Source organism: Roseovarius sp., assembly GCF_018066915.1.
In the GTDB taxonomy this organism is placed as follows: domain Bacteria; phylum Pseudomonadota; class Alphaproteobacteria; order Rhodobacterales; family Rhodobacteraceae; genus Roseovarius.
The window spans coordinates 1-17,920 of record NZ_JAGPVV010000008.1; the positions used below are offsets into that span (position 1 = coordinate 1).

Here is a 17,920-nt window from a genome sequence, read left to right on the forward strand (position 1 = left end):
GAGTCGTTCCTTTATGAGCATTTCGAGGACATCTGCGACATCTGCCGCCAGTATGACGTGAGCTTTTCATTGGGCGATGGGCTCCGGCCCGGCTCTGTCGCCGATGCCAATGACGCCGCGCAGTTCGCAGAGTTGGAGACACTGGGGGAACTGACCAAGATTGCTTGGGCCAAAGATTGCCAGGTGATGATCGAGGGGCCGGGCCATGTCGCCATGCACAAGATCAAGCAGAACATGGACAAGCAGCTTGAGTGTTGCCACGAGGCCCCGTTCTACACGCTCGGGCCGCTCACCACCGATATTGCGCCCGGCTATGACCACATCACCAGCGGCATCGGGGCGGCGATGATCGGTTGGTTCGGCTGTGCGATGCTCTGCTATGTCACGCCCAAGGAACATCTAGGCCTGCCCGACCGCGACGACGTGAAAACCGGCGTCATCACCTACAAGATCGCGGCCCATGCCGCCGACCTCGCCAAGGGGTTGCCCGGTGCCCAACGCCGTGACGATGCTCTTAGTCGGGCGCGGTTTGAATTTCGGTGGGAAGATCAGTTCAACCTGTCGCTTGATCCTGAAACCGCGCGTGATTTCCATGATCAAACCTTGCCCAAAGAGGCGCATAAGGTGGCGCATTTCTGTTCGATGTGCGGGCCGAAATTCTGTTCCATGCGGATCAGCCACGACATCCGCGCGGAGGCGCAGAAAGAGGGGATGGCGGCGATGGCGGAAAAATTCCGTGATCGTGGAGATATTTACCTGCCGATCGAGGAGTGAGAGAGGCCGGGGGGCTGAGGTCCGGAGGCAAGACCCCGCCGCAGGTATGCGCGATCTGCGGCGGGGTGCGTGTCGCTGAGAAATCATGTGTTGGGCCAACAATCGCCCGCAGACCATGGGGCGTCTTGCCCTCGACATGAGCGCTCCGGGTCCGGATGTGGTCCTTACAGACCTTACGAACCTCTCGGTGATTTTGTAAGGTCGTGAGATCATATCCGAGACCGGCAGCGGCGGCGGGATGGGTCATTATCCCCTCACCTCCATGGCAATGATCCGGCTGTCGATACGCAAACCCGCGGGGAGTTGGGATGTCTGCAACAAGATCACGGTCTGGCAAGAAACCAATCCTTAATCCTGCGGCCCTCATTGTGAGCCATGGTCAGCCGTCGGACCCCGACCCGGCAGAGGCGGTGCTGGCAGGGTTTGCCGCAGAGGTGGCGCGTGCCCTGCCCGGCTGGCAGGTGGGATCGGCCACGCTGGCCAAGCCCGGCGCGCTGGAGGCGGCGCTGGCCGATGCCGGACCGGGGGCGCATGTCTATCCCTATTTCATGACGGGGGGATGGTTCACCGGCGAAGCCTTGATCGAGCGGTTGGCGGGGGCGCAAGCGGTGGTCTTGCCGCCCTTTGGCCACGACCCCGGATTGCCGGGGATGGCGGCGGCGCTCTTGTCAGAGGTGATGGCGGCGCAGGGGTGGCAGGCACCGGAGGTGCGGGTGTTTCTGGCCGCGCATGGATCGGGGCGCAGCGCGCAGGCGGCGATTGATAGCCAAGGGTTTGCCGCAGCACTTGCAGCGGCGTTGCCGGTGGCGGAGGTGCGTGTGGGGTTTGTTGAAGAGCCGCCCTATCTGGCGGATCAGGCCCGTGATCTGGGCGCGCGGGCGATTTGCCTGCCGTTCTTTGCCGCGAAAGGCGGGCATGTGACGGAGGATATTCCCAAGGCGCTGGAGCTTGCGGGGTTTCAGGGCGTGTTGCTCGACCCGATCGGCTGTGCGCCGGGGGCGGCGGCGCTGGTGGCGCGTGGTCTGAAGCGGGAGCCGGGGCCCGCATGAGGCGCGCAGGGCAACCCCCGGTCAGGGACCGGGGGCGATAACGTGTGAAGGGCGCTATTTGCCCGCAATGTCGAACCGAAAGCCTCTGTCGGCCTTTGCTGACAGTGCTTTGGGTTACTGGGCCTGCGAGACGGCAAAGCCGCTGAACCCGCCCATGCCAAGGTCGGCCAAAGCGGTGAGCGCCCCGGTGCCCAGATCGACTGCATATAGCCCGGCGGTCGCTGCCCCCTCGATTTGCAGGATGGCATAGGCCATATCGGTGCCTTCCTCGGGCGAGGCGATATCGAACCCGCCCCAGTCGGAGACATCCACGGTCGCGCCATCAAGGCTCAGGTGCCCGACGCTGGCCAGTTCACCGGCGTTGTTGGCCAGTGTCACCAGCGCATTGGTGCCAGCATCAAGCGCATATTGCGCGGTCGAAGCGGCCTTGGCCCCCGGAATGGCGTTGGTGTAGGCGTTGGCAAAGATCACCGGGTCAGACCCCGCCGACATATCGCCCGCGACGTAGAACGCATCGGTAAAGCGGCGGACCGAATTGGCGCGTTCGTCATTGTCGCCAAACCCTTGCGGGAAATAGACAAGGTTGGAGCCATCGGCCCCGACCGCGCGCACGGCGTCGATCTGATTGTTGAAGTCGAACGCCACGGCGCCTTCGCCGATCACAGCATCTTCCATGAAGGTGGCCCCGAGGTCCGTGAGTTGGCCCGAGGCCGGATCGACGGCGTAGATCGTGCCATCGGCATAGCCCAAAAGCTGACCTGTGACCGGGCGATAAGCAATCGCGCGCAGAGGCGTGGCAAGGGCGTGGGTCTCGACTGTGCCGGGCTGGGACAGGTCGGCCATGGTGACGAGCGTGCTGCCATCCTCGGCCAAGGCATACCCCTTGAGCGTGACGTGATCGTCGGCCTGAGCGGCAGTCCCGAGCGCGATTGCGGCGGCGGTCAGGGCAAATGTGGTCTTGAACGACATGGAAAAAGTCCTTTCTTCTTGCATTGGGCCGCCCAATGCGGGCCAATTCGGAAAAGCCACGACTCGACCGGAGCGAAAGTTTCAGGGTGTGGTGCATTTTTTTGGACAGGGTCAGACCGATCGACACGAATTCCGAGACTGCGCCGTTCTGGTCCGCGACAGGCGATGGCGATCCCCCCGCAGAATGCTGGGGGTGCGCGCGTGGCTGAGGATCTCGAGCATCTCATTTCGCGCTGCGCGCTTGGGGATCGTGCCGCCTTTGCCGCGCTTTATGATGCGACAAGCGCGAAACTTTACGCGGTCTGCGCCCGTGTCTTGGGTCAGGATCATGCCGCTGAGGACGCAATGCAGGACGCCTACGTCAAGATATGGGCCCATGCCGGGCGCTACCGCGTCACCGGACATTCGCCGATGACGTGGCTCATCACGATTGCGCGCAACACGGCGATTGACCGGCTGCGGGCGCGGCGGTTGCATCGCGACATCGAGGATTATCACGAGGGGATTGCCGCGCCGGGCGGTGATCCGGAGAGCGTGGCGCTGGCGCGCTCTGAGGCGGGGCGGATTCAGCGCTGTCTGGAAGAATTGGAGCAAGACCGGCGCGCGGCCATCACGGGGGCCTATCTCGACGGTCTCAGCTATGCAGAGTTGGCCGCGCGTGCGGGCATCCCGCTCAATACGATGCGCACCTGGCTCCGGCGCGGGCTTGTTGCCTTGCGGGAGTGTATGAGCCGATGACCGACACATTGGATGACGATGACATGCTGGCGGCGGAATATGCGATCGGTTTGCTCACGGGCGAGGCGTTTGAGGCGGCGCGCGCGCGCGTGGCGTCTGACCCCGCCTTTGCCGCGCGCGTCGTGAGTTGGGAGCAGCAGCTTGCGCCGATGGCCGATCTGCCGCCACTGGCCCCGCCTGCGGGGGCGCGCGCGGCGCTCTTGCAGCGGCTGTTCCCAGAGCCTGCGCCGGTGCCGTTCTGGCGGCGTCTTGGGCTGTGGCAGGCGCTGACCGGGGGCGCGCTGGCGGTGGCGGTGGCGCTGGCGGTGGTCGATCTGGGGCCGATTGCGCCGCCCACCCGTGGGCCGCTCTATGCGGCCGAGATTGCGTCGGACATCGGCGATTTCCGGGTTGTCGCGCTTGTGGACAAGGCGCGGGATGAGGTCTTTTTGGTCCGGACCGCCGGGGCGGCGCCTGCGGGGCGCATCCTGCAAGTGTGGGCGCATGGGCCGGACGAGCCTGCGCAATCCGTGGGGCTCTGGCCCGAGGGAGAGAGTGTGGCGCTGGCGCTGCCCCCCGAGATTGCGGCGGTGCGGGGCACGCTGACCTTGGGCATTTCCGAAGAGCCGCCCGGTGGCTCGCCGACAGGCCGACCATCGGGGCGGGTGTTTGGCACGGTTGATATTCCGGGAGTGACCGGGGCGCAGCACTGAGCCACGGGGCCGTCATCTCTGCCCTCAGGTGGGGATCAGTCGCTGCGCGGTGCGCAGCCGGGCAGCCCCGCAGGCAGAACCAGCCAAGCGCCCTGTTGGTAGAGCGATCTTGCGGCCCCCTCGCCCTCTGACCCGAGGGAAATCGTGAACGCCGACGCCGCGATGATGGCGGTTTGCGGGGGAAGGTTGGCGAGAAACGCCTTGGTCGGGAAGAGGACGAGATGAGCGGGGGCCGTATCCGTCAGAAGCGTGGTCGCGGCAAGCACCGCGAGCCAGCCGAGGAGGAGCATGGGGGCGGCAAGCAAGGCCGATCTAAAGCGTTTCGACATTTCGCTGAACCGCCAAAACGCTTTAACCCTTTGAATTGGCGCAATTTCGAACCGAAAAAGTCTATCAACTTTTTCTGAAATTGCTTTAATAGTCATGGATATGCTCGAGGCTCAGACCCGTGGCCGACAGATCGCGCAGTCTGGCGGCGAGATCGGTCACTTTCAGGACGATGAGGTGGCGGTGATCGCTGCGCCCCTGTCGCGCGCGGCTGAAAATCGCCCCCGGTTCGGTGGCGCGGTCCGAGAGGGCGGTGAGGAGAATGTCGTCGTTGCCAGCGATTTCGACAAAGGTCAGCCCGTCTAGCGCGAAGCGGTGCAGGAGATGGGTCAGCGCGCGGTAACGCGGGGTTTCGATCTCAATCGCGCCTAGCACTTCGCGCACCACCGTAACCTCCGGGATGGCGTCGAAATAGCTGGCCCCGGCGCCATGGACGATCATGCGCAAGGTCAGGTCGTCCGGCCCCACCTGGGCTACGGCCTGTGCGATGGTGTCGGCATAGGCCGCCTTGACGCCGTACTCGACCCCGAGGGCGAAGCGGCGTTCGCGGTCGCGCCATTGGTCCGAGGCTTGGGCGCGCACGTCTTCGGCATCGGCGCGGAAGTTCCATTGATACCACGGGACCTGTTGCAGAAAGGCTGCGTAGGCGGCGGCCTGATGGGCCGAAACATCATCCAAGGGCGCGCGCTCGGGTCCGCGCAGGATGGTGGCGGCGCGGCCTATGGTTTCTTCATAGGCGGCCTTGAGCAAAAGCTCTGCGGTAAAGCTGAGGCCGATGACATAGACCATCTGCTTGGTCGCGCCATCGACCGGGCCGAGGGTTGCGGCCTCTTGCCGGAGCGTGCAGAGGGACGACCAGAAGCCGCCGACGGCGCTGAGATAGCCATAATCATGCGGGTCTGCGGTGGCGATGACATGGGCGTAGTCTTCGTAGGCGTGGACGATATCCCATTCGGGATAGGTCATCAGGGTGCGGGTTTCGGCGCGGTGATGGGCGGGGTCGATGACCGCGTTATAGGGCTGCGGCGCGCCCTCGCCGCGACAGGCGAGTTCGACATAGGCCACAGGCGAGACAAGGCCGACCACAAGGACGAGGCAGAGGAGCGCGAGCCATTTGGTGACGCGCCAAATCCGGGTCACGTGTCGCGCCCCAAGCGCCCGAAACCGGCCCAGACCGCAAGCCCGCCCAAGGCCAGATGCGGCAGATTGGCGAGCACGCGGGGCAAGGACCAGTCCATCCCGGCGGAGCCATTGGTAAAGATGCCAAGATCAAGATAGCCGTAGCCGGTGAAGATGCCAAACACCCCATCCCACAGATAGGCGAGGCCAAAGAGGATCATGAAGTTGCGGGCCGCCCGATGCGAGACAATGCCCGCGACCAGCGCCCAGATGGCAGAGGCGACGTGCAGGGCATCATCGTAGATGTCGAGCGCGAAGATCCCAAAGGCCAATCCCTGATCGTCGGTCAGGCCGGGCACATAATTGAGGGACGCGGCAATCATCAGGGCCACGAAATATCCAAAACACAGCTTTTGCAGAGTGGTCATAATTGCCCCAGATAGTCATCCCAGAGATTGTTGCGCAGCACGAGGTCCGGGTCCAGTGCGCGTTTTGCGCGGGCGAAGGTTTCGGCCGATGGATAGGCCGCGGCCAACTGGTCCAGGGTGGCATGGGGGCGGTAGGGCAGATAATAGGCCCCGCCGATGTCGGTAACGCGCTCGATCAAGGCCCGTGTCAGGCGCGCCATATCGGCCTCGGCCCGCTGGGTGAGTTCCTGGCTGAAGGACATGACCGCCGCGATGCGGGGCACCGGCGCGTAGGAGAGAACGCTTTGATCGTCCTGCGCCACGTAGCGCAGGGTCACATTGAGAAACTCTTGATAGGAGTCGGGGATCACGTCGCGGCAGGCCTGAACGAACGCCTCAAAGGCGTCAAAGCCCACAAAATACTCGTGCAGGATATCTGTGCGGCTGGGGTTTCTGTCGTCAAGGGTGGCGACGGGTTCGTTGATCAAGGCGTTGCGCGTGACGTCACCGGCGGCAAGCCGTGGGCCGATGCGGGTCTCGTTCCACCAGCGAAATGATTTGAAGGTCTCGTTCCCAAGCTGCGCGCGGTAGAGGCGGCTGGCGGCATGCGACAGCCAGCCCGACCCCGAGGCCGCCGGCAGATTGGATTGATCCGAGGTTTCCCGGTAGGTGATCAGCAACGCCTTGGTAAAGAACGTCTTGCGTTCCACGTTCAAGCGGCCATAGGCCATGGTCACGCCCGGATCGTTGATCGCGTCGCGAAACGCGGGGGCGAAGGCGCTGGCGTCCATCACCGCAAAGCGCGGGGAGAGGCGGGTGTTTTTAACCATCTCGATGTCCATGTCGATGATGACGCCGATCAGCCCGTAACCGCCCATAGCCAGCGCGAAGAGATCGCTGTTTTCGGTTCGCGAACAGGTCACAAGATCGCCGGTCGGCAGGATCATCCGCAGGGACCGCACGGTTGATCCCATCGGTCCGAATGGCACCGGCCAGCCATGGGCGTTGACGGAATAGGTGGCGGCGAGGCCGAAATCATTGTTGGATTGCATGACTTTCGGCGAAAAGCCTGCCGGGTCGAGCGCCGCGATCACCTGTGACCAACGCGCCCCGGCATGGGCGCGGTAGCTGAGACCGGTGCTGTCGAGGTCAATGTCGGTGGTGTCGAAGGTGATGGCCGTGCCGCCCCGTGGGATCGCCTGCCCGCCCATCGAATGTCGGGCCGCACCGATGTTGAGGGGGCGCTTGTCGGATTTTGCCTGGGCGAGTTCCTGACGGATTGCCGCGATCAGCGCGTCATCTGAGGGGCCTGAGAGGGTGATATGTTTGTGAACCGGCGTGGCCGAGAGGCCGCTTGCGTCGTTCAGGACGGTTTCGGCCGTGGGCAATTCAATCCGGCGGGTTCCGTCATAGACCGGCAGCCTCGCATTGATCAGGGACGCGATCCCCCAACCCGCGACACCCCCTGCCCCGACCAGCGCGGCGCGTCTTGTCCATGTCTTCATCTCTTACCGTTCCTGCCATCACCTTGGGCAAAGCCTGCTGGGGCCTTTCTCATTGCGCCAATTTGCGGAGGATGCGCGCGCGCTTCAAGAAAGAAGCGCGGCGCGCCGTCAAATGGAGGAAGAATTCCCGTCGCCTGCGGGGGCTTGGGATATCCAGTCAACGGCGGCTTCATACTCTCGCCCGAGATTGAGGACGGTGGCATCCTGACCGCGATGGCCGACCAGTTGCAGCCCCATGGGCGTGCCGGAGGGGCCAAAGCCTGCGGGCACGCAAAGCGCCGGAAGCCCGGTCAGAGAGGCGGGCACGACGACCTCCATCCAGCGGTGGTAGGTGTCCATGGTCGTGCCTGCGATTTCCTTGGGCCAGGACCAATCGGCGTCGAAGGCAAAAAGCTGGGCCGATGGCAGGGCGAGGATATCCACCTCCATGCTGGCGGTGGCGCGAAACCAGTCCGAGCGGATGGCGCTGGCCCTCTGGATTTCGGCACCGGTTCTGGCGAGGCCCTGCTCGATCTCCCATCGCAGCTCTGGCTTGACCATCTCGGGCGCGTGTCTGAGCAGCGGCTCGAGCTTGCCTGCGATGGTCCAACTGCGCAGCGTGGTCCATGCGGACCAGAGCGCCTCGGCGGAAAAGGGCGGGGCCAGGGTTGTGACGCTGTGGCCAAGACCCTCAAGGACGCGGAGTGCGCCCTTGCAGAGGTCGAGCACGCCCGGCTCTGTGGCATAGGCGCCGCCCCAGTCGGACAGCCAGCCGATCCTCAGCTTTCGGCCTTGGGCCTCGGGCCGATAGGGGCCGTTGGAATGGGGGTGCCTTGGGTCGTGTTCGGAGAGGATGGACAAGAGCAGCTCTAGGTCGCGGATGGAGCGCGCCATCGGGCCATCGGTCGAGAGTTGCGACAGAAAGAGATCACCCGGCCCCCCGCCCGCAACAAGCCCATAGCTGGGGCGGAAGCCAAAGACGTTGTTCCATCCCGCCGGATTGCGCAGCGAGCCCATCATGTCTGACCCGTCGGCCAAGGCCACCATCCGGGTGGCCAGCGCCGCGCCTGCGCCGCCACTTGATCCCCCGGCAGAGCGCGTGTGGTCGTAGGGGTTGCGCGTCACGCCGTAGACGGGGTTGTAGCTGTGCGAGCCCAAGCCGAATTCCGGCGTGTTGGTCTTGCCGATGATCACCGCACCGGCCCGTCGCAGGCGCGCGACCATGGGGCAGTCGGCGGTGGGCACATGATCGCGAAAGGCGGGCGAGCCATAGCTGGTCACGATCCCGGCGGTTTCGGCCAGATCCTTGATCGCCATGGGCAGACCCTGCAACGGTCCGGGGGTGGCGCGCGCGGCCTCGTCGAGCAGCGTGTCGCGGTCGCGCAGCGCCACGATGGCATTGATCGCGGGGTTTACCGCGTCGATCCGATCCAGCGTTTCCGCCATCAGCTCTTGGGCTGTGAGGGTTCCGGCACGCAGGGCGGTCAACTGATGGGTCGCGTCATGATTGATCATGGAGCCGTTGATGTCCGGCTGTCGGGGTCGGGTCAAGATGGATTCCGCCACCGCAGATCCCATGGTTAACCGGGGAAAGGGCGATTGAACCGTGGCGTCCTTGGCGCAATCGTTTTAAGCATCTGATTTGGCGCAATTTCGAACCGAAAATGTCTATCAATTTTTTCTGAAATTGCTCTAGTCTCGGGTCATGCGCGATATCAATCTCAAGGCGACAGAGTATTTCGAGGCGGTGGCGCGTTTGGGCACCGTGACCAAGGCTGCGCAGGAATTGGGCGTGTCGCCATCGGCGGTGAGCCAGCAATTGAGCGCGCTTGAGACGCAATTCGGGGTCAAGCTCTTTCGGCGCGAAAAGCGGCGTCTCATCCTCACGCTGGATGGCGACCGGCTGTTTCAGACCACGACGCAGGCCTTTGGCGCGCTGCGCAACGCCCGCAGCGCGATTGGCCGTCAGCGCGACATGCGCAGTCTCACGATCCGCGTCAGCCCGAGTTTCGGGGTGCGGTGGCTGGGGCCGCGCATTGCCACTTTTGCGGCGGACAATCCCGATTGGAACATCCGCGTCGATGCCACCCCGGATTTCACCGCCTTTGAGACTGAGGCGGTCGATCTTGATCTGCGCTATGGGCTGGGGGGGTGGGCCGGACTAATGGTGGAGCCGATCCTGAATGACATGGCGTTGCCGATGTGCAGCCCGGAGTATCTGAGGAAACTGGCCGCGATCAGCCCTGACCCGGCAGAGCAATTGCGCCATGCGCGGCTGATCGACAGCGTCAAGACGATCTATCGCTGGGATATCTGGCTGGCGGCGAACCGGATCGAGCTGCCGGATCTGTCCTATCCGTTCCGGTTTGACCGCTCGTCCATGTCGGTGGAAATGGCCAAGCAGGGGGGCGGGGTCGCGCTCGACAGTGCCGTGCTCTGTCTGGGAGAGTTGGAGCGGGGCGAGTTGGTGCCGCTTGCGCCGGTGTTTCCGGTGATCTCGTTTGACGCCTATTGGGTGGTCTGCCCGCCCCGGCATCTCAACCGGCGGATCGTCAAGCGGTTTTCCGATTGGGTGATGCAAGAGGCACGGCAGACCGAAGCGCGCACTCGTGGCGTGCTGGAGGCAGCGGGGTGCCAGTTCCGCCCCGGTGAGGTATCGGAAATGAAGGAAGTAACCCCTTGGTCGTTGTAGGCCCGTCAGTAGACCGTGAGCGCAGGGATATAGGAAATCGCCATCAGGACCGCCAAGGCCACCAGATAGAAGGGCACCAGTTCGCGCACGACCTCGAACAATCCCACCCGCGCGATGGCCGCCGAGATGAAGAGCGTGGTGCCAACCGGCGGGGTATAGAGCCCGATCGAGAGGTTCACCACCATCATCAGCCCCAGTTGCACGGGATCAAGGCCAATCGCCTGACCGATGGTCACAAAGAGCGGCCCCAGCAGGAGAACCGCCGCAGGCAGGTCGAGAAACGCCCCGACCACCAGCATCACGACATTGAGCGCCAAAATGATCATCCACGGCTCGCGGATGGTTTCGGCCACCCAGAGGGCGAGGTCCTGCGGCACGCGCTCGGCGGTCAGCACCCATTGGATTGTCGAGGAGGCCATGATGATGAACATGACCGCGCCGGTCATCATCGCGGTATCGACCAGCGCGGTCCAGAGCGAGGGGATCGTCATGTCGCGGTAGATGCCGCCACTGACAATGAGCGCGTAGGCCACCGCCATGACGCTGACCTCGGTCGGTGTCGCCACGCCGAACCGCAGCGTGCCGATGACGAAGAGAGGCATCAAGAGCGCGGGAATGGCGGCGACAATCTGGCCTTTGAAGGCGGCGAAGCCCCCCGCCAGCGGCGAGCGCGGCAAATCGCGGCGACGCGCCACCCACCAGACGGCGATGAACATGCCAAAGGCCAGCAACACACCGGGCAGGATACCCGCCACGAACAGATCGATAATCGAGGTATTGGACACAAGCCCATAGAGGATGAGCGGAATGGAGGGCGGGATCAGGACCGACACGGTGGAGGAGGCCGAGTTGATCGCGGCGGCAAAGCCACCGGGATACCCCTCTTGCTGCTGCACCGGGATGAGCGCATTGCCCAGCGCCGAGGCATCGGCCACGGCAGAACCGGACACACCGCCGAACATCACCGAGCCGATGATCGACACCTGCCCCAGACCGCCCTTCATATGCCCCACCGCCAGACGTGCGATATTCACGAGATAGACGCCAAAGCGCCCCGACATCATCAGATTGCCCGCAAGGATGAAAAAGGGAATGGCCAGCATCGGAAAGCTCTGCGTCGGCGAATAGAGCCGTTGCGCGATCACCGCCATCGGTTTGCCATCGAGCCAGAGCGCCGCCGCGACCCCGCCCAGCATGGCATGCGCCACCGGCACCGAGAGGGCGAGACAGGCAAAGAAGATCCAGATCATCGTCGCGGACATTGCGGGCGCTCCTTAGCTCAGGCTTGATTTTGTGGGGTCTTGGGCCTCTGGCGCGGGGCCGATCAGCCCTTGCAGCACATCGAGCGCGGCAATCACCGCCATCGCGGCAAAGGCATAGACCAGACTGGAATATCCCCAGATCTGTTTGATCCCCAGCGTCGAGAGGCGTTGAAACTGTGACGCCTTGAGGATCGGTTGGCTGGACCAGAGCACGCTGACGGCGATCACCAGAATGGTGAGGTTGACCGCGACCATGATGATGCGCCGCACCTCGGGCCCGGTCATGTCGGGTATCAGGCTGATCGAGATGTTTTGCCCCCGAGCCGCGGCGATCACGATGCCCCCGGCCACCAGCCAAGGCAGCAGGACGGCGTGAATCTCATAGGCCCAAGGGATGCCGGAGCCCATGGTATAGCGCAGCAGCACATTGACGAAGAGGGCCCCGAACATGAACACCAGCGTGGCGGCGGCGATGATCTTGCCGCTCCATTCCAGCACCGTGACCGGGGCCCGCAGAGAGCGGGACAGAGTGCGCGCACGCCCTCTGTCCGCCATGCGCGGGGTGGGATCGCCCGCGACGGGCATTATTGACCGACCGCCGATTTGAGCGCGGCCACGAGATCGGGGAAGTCGGCGGCGTATTTGTCATAGACCGATGCGGTCGCGGCGATATAGGCGTCGCGGTTGGCATCGGCAAAGGTGGCGCCTTCGGCCTCCATCTTGGGTTTCAGGGTCTCGTCCCCCTCAAGCGACATTTGCCGTTGCAGTTTGCCCGCCTCTGCCGTGGCGCTGAGCGCGCAGGCCTGTGTCGCCTCGTCAAGACCCGACCACCACGCCAGACCGGCCACCACGGGGGTGGATTCGTATTTGTGGCCCGTCATTGTGACAAAAGGGGTAATCTCGTGCAGTTTGGCGCTGTAGATATTGGTCAGCGGGTTTTCCTGCCCGTCGAACACGCCGGATTGCAGGGCGGTGGGCAGTTCCGACCACGCAAGCGGGGCCGGGGCGGCACCGAGCGCCTCGAAGATGTCCACGGTCATCTGGTCCGGGGGCGTGCGGATTTTCATACCCGCGAGGTCCGCAGGCTCTGACACATGCTTGGTCAGATGCGTCACGTTGCGAATCCCATTGTCCCAGAAGCCAAGGATTTTCAGCCCGGCGTCCTGCGCGCGGGTATCGAGCATGCCGCCCACCTCGCCATCCATCACCGCCCAAGCGGTCGGCAGGTCCTTGAACAGGAACGGCAGGCCCAGAAGGCCGATTTCCGGCACGATCTGGCTCATGGCACCTTGGCTGTTGGCGGAAACCTGAATGATCCCGGCGCTGGCAGAGGTGAGCATTTCCACGTCATTGCCCATCGTGGCCGAGGGTGCGTGATTGACGGTATCGCCGGTGCAGGCGGCATAGAGTTCGGCCCATTTCTCGGCCGCGACAAAGCGCGGATTGCCGGGATTGGCACCATGGGCAAAGATCACCTCGGCGCTGGCGGTGGTGCCGGCAAGCGCGGTGGTTGTGGCCAGAATGGCCAGCAGATAGGTCTTCATGGTGGTTTCCTCCCTTATCGAAGACTGATGTATTTTGTCCCGCTCCTCAACGGGTCGGTTCAGTGAATGAGCGATCCGCCGTTCACATCGACCTCGGTTCCGGTGCAATAGGCCGAGAGATCAGAGGCGAGAAAGAGCGCGCAGCCCGCCACATCCTCGGCTGTGCCGGCGCGGCCCATCGGGATGCCCGAGAGCACCTGCGCGCGCATCTCGTCGGTGAGTTTGCCGGCGGTGATGTCGGTGGCGATAAAGCCGGGACAGATCGCATTGGAGCGCACGTTGTCGGGGGCGAGTTCCCGCGCCATCGCCTTGGTCAGACCCAGAATACCGGCCTTGGCCGCCGAATAATGCGGCCCGCCAAAGATGCCACCGCCGCGCTGCGCCGAGACCGAGGACATGTTGACGATGCTGCCCGATTTCTGCGCCCGCATCGCCGGGATGACCGCCTGAGACATGTAGAGCGTGCCGCGCAGATTCACGTCGAGCACGGCATCGTAATGGTCGGGGCCGATGTCCATCAGCTTGAGCGGCTGGGTGATGCCCGCGTTGTTGACCAGAATATCAATCCGCCAAAAGGTGTCGATCACCCGCTTTGCCACCGCCAGACAGGCGTCGCGGTCGACGACATTGCCCCTGAGGCCGATGTGGCCGGTGCCGGGCAGGTCCGCTGCTGCGGCTTCGGCCTGCGCCAGATCGAGATCGGTGATCACCACCGTCGCGCCCTGTTCGGCAAAGAGCCGTGCTGTCGCCTTGCCCAGACCACGCGGGCTGGCAGCCCCGGTCACGATTGCAATCTTTCCGTCCAACAGGCCCATTGCCCATCTCCTCTTTGGTTATCTGGTGATCCGGCTCAGAGCCAGGCTTTGATCTGGGTTGCGACCTTGTCCACCGACAGGCCGTACATGTCATGCAGCGTGGGCAATGCGCCCGCCTCGAGAAATTCATCGGGCAGGCCGATCATGCGGAACGTCGGCGTGATCCCGGCGGTCATCAAGGCACCCGCCACCGCCTCGCCCAGCCCACCGTTCACGGTGTGGTTTTCGGCGGTTACAACAAGGCGGCCCGTTTTGGCGGCCTCGGCGCGGATCGTGGCCACATCGAGCGGCTTGATCGTGGGCACGTGCAGCACCGCCACATCGACATTGTCCGTCGCCAGTTTCTCGGCGGCGTCGAGCGCGCGCATGGTCATGATGCCGGACGAGATCACCAGCACATCGCGCCCCTCGCGGATCATCTGCGCGCGGCCCAGTTGGAATTTGTAATCCGGCTTGTGCCGGGTGAGCACGGTGGGCACCTTGCCGCGCAGGAGGCGGGCATAGACGGGGCCGTCATGCGCCAGCATCGCGGGCACCATGCCTGCCACGTCATCCGCATCGCAGGGGTCGATGATCACCATGTTGGGCAGGCCGCGAAAGATTGCCAGATCCTCGGTCGCCTGATGGCTGGGGCCATAGCCCGTGGTCAGCCCCGGCAGCGCGCAGACGATCTTGACCGGCAGGTTTTCCTCGGCGATGGCCATGGCGATGAAATCATAGGCGCGGCGGCTGGCGAAGACGGCGTAGGTCGTGGCAAAGGGGATGAACCCCTCGCGCGCCAGACCGGCGGCAGCGGAAAAGAGCAACTGTTCCGCCATGCCCATCTGATAGAAACGTTCGGGCATGGCCCCTGCAAAGATATGCAGATCGGTGTATTTCGAGAGGTCCGCCGAAAGCCCGACAATGCGGGGGTCCTTGCGGGCCTGTTCGACCAGTGCGTGACCAAAGGGCGCGCTGACGGTGTCATAGCCTTCGGCGGCCAAGGAGGCGATCATCGCGGTGGTTGCGACCTTGGTTTCCGGCACTTGGCGCGGCTCATACTTGCGGGCCATGGAGGCGAGGGTCATTGCGGCTTTCCTTTTTCCAGCACGGCCAGCGCCTTGGCCCATTCATCCGCCTCGACGCGGATGAAGTGATTGCTTTCGCGCGCCTCGAGAAAATCGACGCCTTTGCACATCTTGGTGTGGCAGATGATGACGCGCGGCTGGGCGTCGCTGAGCGTGCGGGCGGTATCAAAGGCCGCGACGAGGGCGCCCAGATCGTTGCCGTCCACCTCTTGCGCATGCCAGCCGAAGGCCTGCCATTTCGGGGCCTCGGCCCCCACGGCCAAGGCATCGCGCGAGGGGCCATCAGCCTGTTGGTTGTTGAAATCGACGATGCAGATCAGGTTGTCGAGCCTCCATTGGGTGGCGGACATCACCGCCTCCCAGGTCGAGCCTTCGCCCAGTTCGCCATCCGACATGAGGTTGTAGACAAAGGCCGGGTTCTTTTTGCGTTTGAGGCCCAGCGCCATGCCCACGGCAATGCCCAGCCCCTGCCCCAGCGAGCCGCCGGTGATTTCCATTCCGGGCGTGTAGGACGCCATGCCCGACATCGGCATGCGGCTGTCGTCCATGCCATAGGTGTCAATCTCATCCTCGGGCAGGATGCCCGCCTCCATCAGCGCGGCATAGAGCGCGATGGCATAGTGACCGATGGACAAGAGAAACCGGTCGCGCCCTTCCCATTCGGGGTCTTCGGGGCGGTATTCCAGCGCGTGAAAATACGAGGTGGCGAGCACATCGGCCACGCCGAACGCCTGGCCGATATAGCCCTGCCCCTGCACTTCGCCCATGCGCAGCGCCTTGCGGCGGATGTTCCACGCCCGCATTTCCAACGAGGTGTTGGAGAGCGCGGCCACTCGGTTTTCTACAGTCATTCGGTCCTCCTGGTCTGCTGACCTCGGCAAAGGCTAACACCGATGCGGGGGGATAGATTGTGCGAAATATGCAAAACCTCGTTAGAAAAACTAAACAACTATTGCCCCCAAGATCGGCTAGGACAGGATGGATTCTGACAATGGGCCGACCGCATGACCGATATTCCCTCCATGGCCAACGCCATCCGCTTTACCGCCCTTGATGCCATTCTGAACGCCGGTGAGGGACATCAGGGCGTGCCGCTTGGCATGGCAGAGATTGCGGCCACGCTCTATGCGCGGCACCTCAAGGTCGATCCCAAAGACCCGCTCTGGCCCGACCGAGACCGCGTGATCCTGTCCAATGGGCATGGCTCGATGCTGCTTTATGCGCTGCTGCACCTTGCGGGCTATGCGCATGTCACCACTGATGCGCTCAAATCCTTTCGCCGTTTGGGGTCGGTGTGCGCCGGGCATCCCGAGATCGAGCAGGCAGCGGGGATCGAGATCACCACCGGCCTCTTGGGGCAGGGTATTGCCTGCGCCGTTGGCATGGCCGTGGCAGAGGCACGTCTGGCGGGGCGGTTTGGCAGCGGGCTGGTGGATCACCGCACCTGGGCCTTTGTCGGGGATGGCTGTTTGCAAGAGGGGGTGGGACAAGAGGCGATTTCGCTGGCGGGGCATTTGCGCTTGGGCAAGCTGACCTTTCTCTGGGATGACAATCACATCACCGATGATGGCGATACGGCTCTGTCGATTTCCGAGGATGTGCCCGCGCGGTTTCGTGCCGCGAACTGGCATGTGACCGAGGTGGACGGGCATGACATCGAGGCGATTTCAGCGGCAATGGCGGCGGCGATGGCCGATCCGCGCCCGTCGCTGATTGCCTGCCGGACCACCATCGCGCGCGGTATTCCGCGGCTGGAGGGCCAGCGCGGCGGGCATAGCGCGCCGCTGACGCCAGAGGATGCGGTTGCGGCGCGCGCGGTCATGCACTGGCCCCATGCGCCGTTCGACATTCCCGACAGTATCCGCGCCGATTGGGACACGGCCATGAGGCGCGGGGCTGTGGCGCGCGCCGACTGGACCAGCCGCCTTGCGCAGCATTCAGATGTTGTTGAGTTTCAACGCTGGGTGGCGGGGGCCTTGCCGTCGGATTGGGATCAGACCCAAACCCGGATCGCGCAGGATCAGGCCGCCAACACCGCAGCGCGCCCGACGATCACCACCTCGGGCGAGGTCTGCGCCGCGCTGAGTGCGCCCCTGCCCGAGTTGACGGTGCTTTGCGCCGATCTGGAGGCCCCGACCAACCACAAACGCGGGCGCATCGCCTTTAACGCCGACGACCACAGCGGCAGCTATGTGCATTGCGGTGTGCGCGAGCATCTGATGGGGTCGATGTGCGACGGGATTGCCGCCCACGGCGGTCTGCGCCCGGTCAATGTGACCTATCTGGCCTTTGCCGATTATGAACGCCCCGCGATGCGCATGGCCGCGCTGATGGGCTTGCCCGCGCTCTTCGTCTTCAGCCATGATAGTATCGGCGTGGGCAGCAATGGTCCGACACACCAGCCGGTCGAGGTGCTGGCCAGTTTCCGCGCCATGCCGAACATGCGGGTCTTTCGCCCTGCCGATGCGGTGGAAACCGCCGAGGCGTGGGATATCGCGCTGCGCACCACGGATGGCCCGAGCCTTTTGGCGCTGTCCAAGCAACCCGCAAGACAGGTGCGGCGCGCGGTGGGTCAGAACCTGAGCGCGCGCGGGGCCTATGTGCTGCACGAGGCGGACGGCGCGCGGGATCTCACACTCTTGGCGACCGGAACCGAGGTCGGGCTTGCGGTCGAGGCCTGCGCGGCGCTTGACGCGCGCGGCGTCAAGGCGGCGGTGGTGTCGATGCCTTGCTGGGAGTTGTTCAATGCCGAGGACAGGGCCTATCGCGATGCCGTGCTGGGCACCGCACCGCGTATCGGGATCGAGGCGGCGATGGACTTTGGCTGGGACAGGTGGTTGCGCCCGCAGGACTGCTTCATCGGCATGTCGGGCTATGGTGCCTCTGACAGGTCCGAGACACTCTATGCGCATTTCGGCATTAGCGTGGAGCGCATCCTGCAAGTGGCGGACAGGCTATTGGCAGGGTGAGCGGAACGGCAT

Annotated in this window: 18 protein-coding genes; 6 read left to right on the forward strand and 12 right to left on the reverse strand. The window is 64.1% G+C overall.

What is annotated here, in order from left to right; translation table 11 throughout:
- The coding region (locus KBT70_RS00280; protein ID WP_296627388.1) for a phosphomethylpyrimidine synthase ThiC at positions 1-774 on the forward strand (774 nt) is incomplete at its 5' end.
- Between the two features lie 308 nt (positions 775-1,082).
- Positions 1,083-1,823 (forward strand): CbiX/SirB N-terminal domain-containing protein, encoded by a 741-nt coding sequence (locus tag KBT70_RS00285; protein WP_296627391.1) that lies wholly within the window; start codon positions 1,083-1,085, stop codon positions 1,821-1,823.
- Between the two features lie 114 nt (positions 1,824-1,937).
- On the opposite strand, the gene KBT70_RS00290 is transcribed toward KBT70_RS00285, so the two are convergent.
- Positions 1,938-2,792: a DUF4394 domain-containing protein gene (locus KBT70_RS00290; protein ID WP_296627394.1), complete on the reverse strand. Its 855-nt coding sequence runs from the start codon at positions 2,790-2,792 to the stop codon at positions 1,938-1,940.
- Positions 2,793-2,957: 165 nt separating this feature from the next.
- On the opposite strand from KBT70_RS00290, the gene KBT70_RS00295 reads away from it, so the two are divergent.
- Positions 2,958-3,530 carry a sigma-70 family RNA polymerase sigma factor gene (locus KBT70_RS00295; protein ID WP_296627397.1) on the forward strand — a complete coding sequence of 191 codons (573 nt, stop codon included), beginning with the start codon at positions 2,958-2,960 and terminating at the stop codon, positions 3,528-3,530.
- Positions 3,527-4,222 carry an anti-sigma factor gene (locus tag KBT70_RS00300; RefSeq protein WP_296627400.1) on the forward strand — a complete coding sequence of 232 codons (696 nt, stop codon included), beginning with the start codon at positions 3,527-3,529 and terminating at the stop codon, positions 4,220-4,222. The genes KBT70_RS00295 and KBT70_RS00300 overlap by 4 nt, the downstream gene beginning before the upstream one ends.
- 35 nt (positions 4,223-4,257) lie before the next feature.
- Here KBT70_RS00300 and KBT70_RS00305 read toward each other — a convergent pair whose 3' ends face one another.
- The 5 genes from KBT70_RS00305 to KBT70_RS00325 form a co-directional block, all read right to left on the reverse strand.
- On the reverse strand, positions 4,258-4,551 hold the full coding sequence (locus tag KBT70_RS00305; protein ID WP_296627403.1) for a hypothetical protein: 294 nt from the start codon (positions 4,549-4,551) through the stop codon (positions 4,258-4,260).
- A gap of 85 nt (positions 4,552-4,636) precedes the next feature.
- The gene (locus tag KBT70_RS00310; RefSeq protein ID WP_296627405.1) at positions 4,637-5,689 is read right to left on the reverse strand and encodes a hypothetical protein; all 1,053 of its coding nucleotides are present in this window, start codon (positions 5,687-5,689) and stop codon (positions 4,637-4,639) included.
- Positions 5,686-6,096, reverse strand: a complete 411-nt coding sequence (locus tag KBT70_RS00315; protein WP_296627407.1) for a DUF4383 domain-containing protein — start codon at positions 6,094-6,096, stop codon at positions 5,686-5,688. Before KBT70_RS00315 ends, KBT70_RS00310 begins: the two co-directional genes overlap by 4 nt.
- Positions 6,093-7,580, reverse strand: a complete 1,488-nt coding sequence (locus tag KBT70_RS00320; protein ID WP_296627410.1) for an FAD-binding oxidoreductase — start codon at positions 7,578-7,580, stop codon at positions 6,093-6,095. Before KBT70_RS00320 ends, KBT70_RS00315 begins: the two co-directional genes overlap by 4 nt.
- A gap of 108 nt (positions 7,581-7,688) precedes the next feature.
- The gene (locus tag KBT70_RS00325) at positions 7,689-9,074 is read right to left on the reverse strand and encodes an amidase (protein ID WP_296627464.1); all 1,386 of its coding nucleotides are present in this window, start codon (positions 9,072-9,074) and stop codon (positions 7,689-7,691) included.
- 190 nt (positions 9,075-9,264) lie between these two features.
- On the opposite strand from KBT70_RS00325, the gene KBT70_RS00330 reads away from it, so the two are divergent.
- On the forward strand, positions 9,265-10,251 hold the full coding sequence (locus KBT70_RS00330) for a LysR substrate-binding domain-containing protein (RefSeq protein ID WP_296627413.1): 987 nt from the start codon (positions 9,265-9,267) through the stop codon (positions 10,249-10,251).
- Between the two features lie 5 nt (positions 10,252-10,256).
- Here the strand turns inward: KBT70_RS00330 and KBT70_RS00335 are convergent, their stop codons facing one another.
- From KBT70_RS00335 to KBT70_RS00360, 6 genes are read right to left on the reverse strand one after another with little or no spacing between them, the layout of a single operon-like run.
- Positions 10,257-11,513 carry a TRAP transporter large permease subunit gene (locus KBT70_RS00335; protein ID WP_296627415.1) on the reverse strand — a complete coding sequence of 419 codons (1,257 nt, stop codon included), beginning with the start codon at positions 11,511-11,513 and terminating at the stop codon, positions 10,257-10,259.
- A 12-nt stretch (positions 11,514-11,525) separates the two neighbouring features.
- Positions 11,526-12,098 (reverse strand): TRAP transporter small permease subunit, encoded by a 573-nt coding sequence (locus KBT70_RS00340; RefSeq protein WP_296627418.1) that lies wholly within the window; start codon positions 12,096-12,098, stop codon positions 11,526-11,528.
- On the reverse strand, positions 12,098-13,057 hold the full coding sequence (locus KBT70_RS00345; RefSeq protein WP_296627420.1) for a TRAP transporter substrate-binding protein: 960 nt from the start codon (positions 13,055-13,057) through the stop codon (positions 12,098-12,100). The genes KBT70_RS00340 and KBT70_RS00345 overlap by 1 nt, the downstream gene beginning before the upstream one ends.
- Before the next feature lie 59 nt (positions 13,058-13,116).
- A complete protein-coding gene (locus tag KBT70_RS00350; protein WP_296627422.1) occupies positions 13,117-13,872 on the reverse strand; it encodes a glucose 1-dehydrogenase in 756 nt (251 codons plus the stop codon).
- Positions 13,873-13,907: 35 nt separating this feature from the next.
- The gene (locus tag KBT70_RS00355) at positions 13,908-14,939 is read right to left on the reverse strand and encodes a transketolase family protein (RefSeq protein WP_296627423.1); all 1,032 of its coding nucleotides are present in this window, start codon (positions 14,937-14,939) and stop codon (positions 13,908-13,910) included.
- Positions 14,936-15,790, reverse strand: coding sequence for a transketolase (locus tag KBT70_RS00360; protein ID WP_296627424.1), 855 nt, complete (start codon positions 15,788-15,790; stop codon positions 14,936-14,938). The genes KBT70_RS00355 and KBT70_RS00360 overlap by 4 nt, the downstream gene beginning before the upstream one ends.
- 153 nt (positions 15,791-15,943) lie before the next feature.
- Between KBT70_RS00360 and KBT70_RS00365 the strand changes: the two genes are divergently transcribed.
- Positions 15,944-17,908 carry a transketolase gene (locus KBT70_RS00365; RefSeq protein ID WP_296627426.1) on the forward strand — a complete coding sequence of 655 codons (1,965 nt, stop codon included), beginning with the start codon at positions 15,944-15,946 and terminating at the stop codon, positions 17,906-17,908.
- The last annotated feature ends 12 nt before the right edge of the window (positions 17,909-17,920 follow it).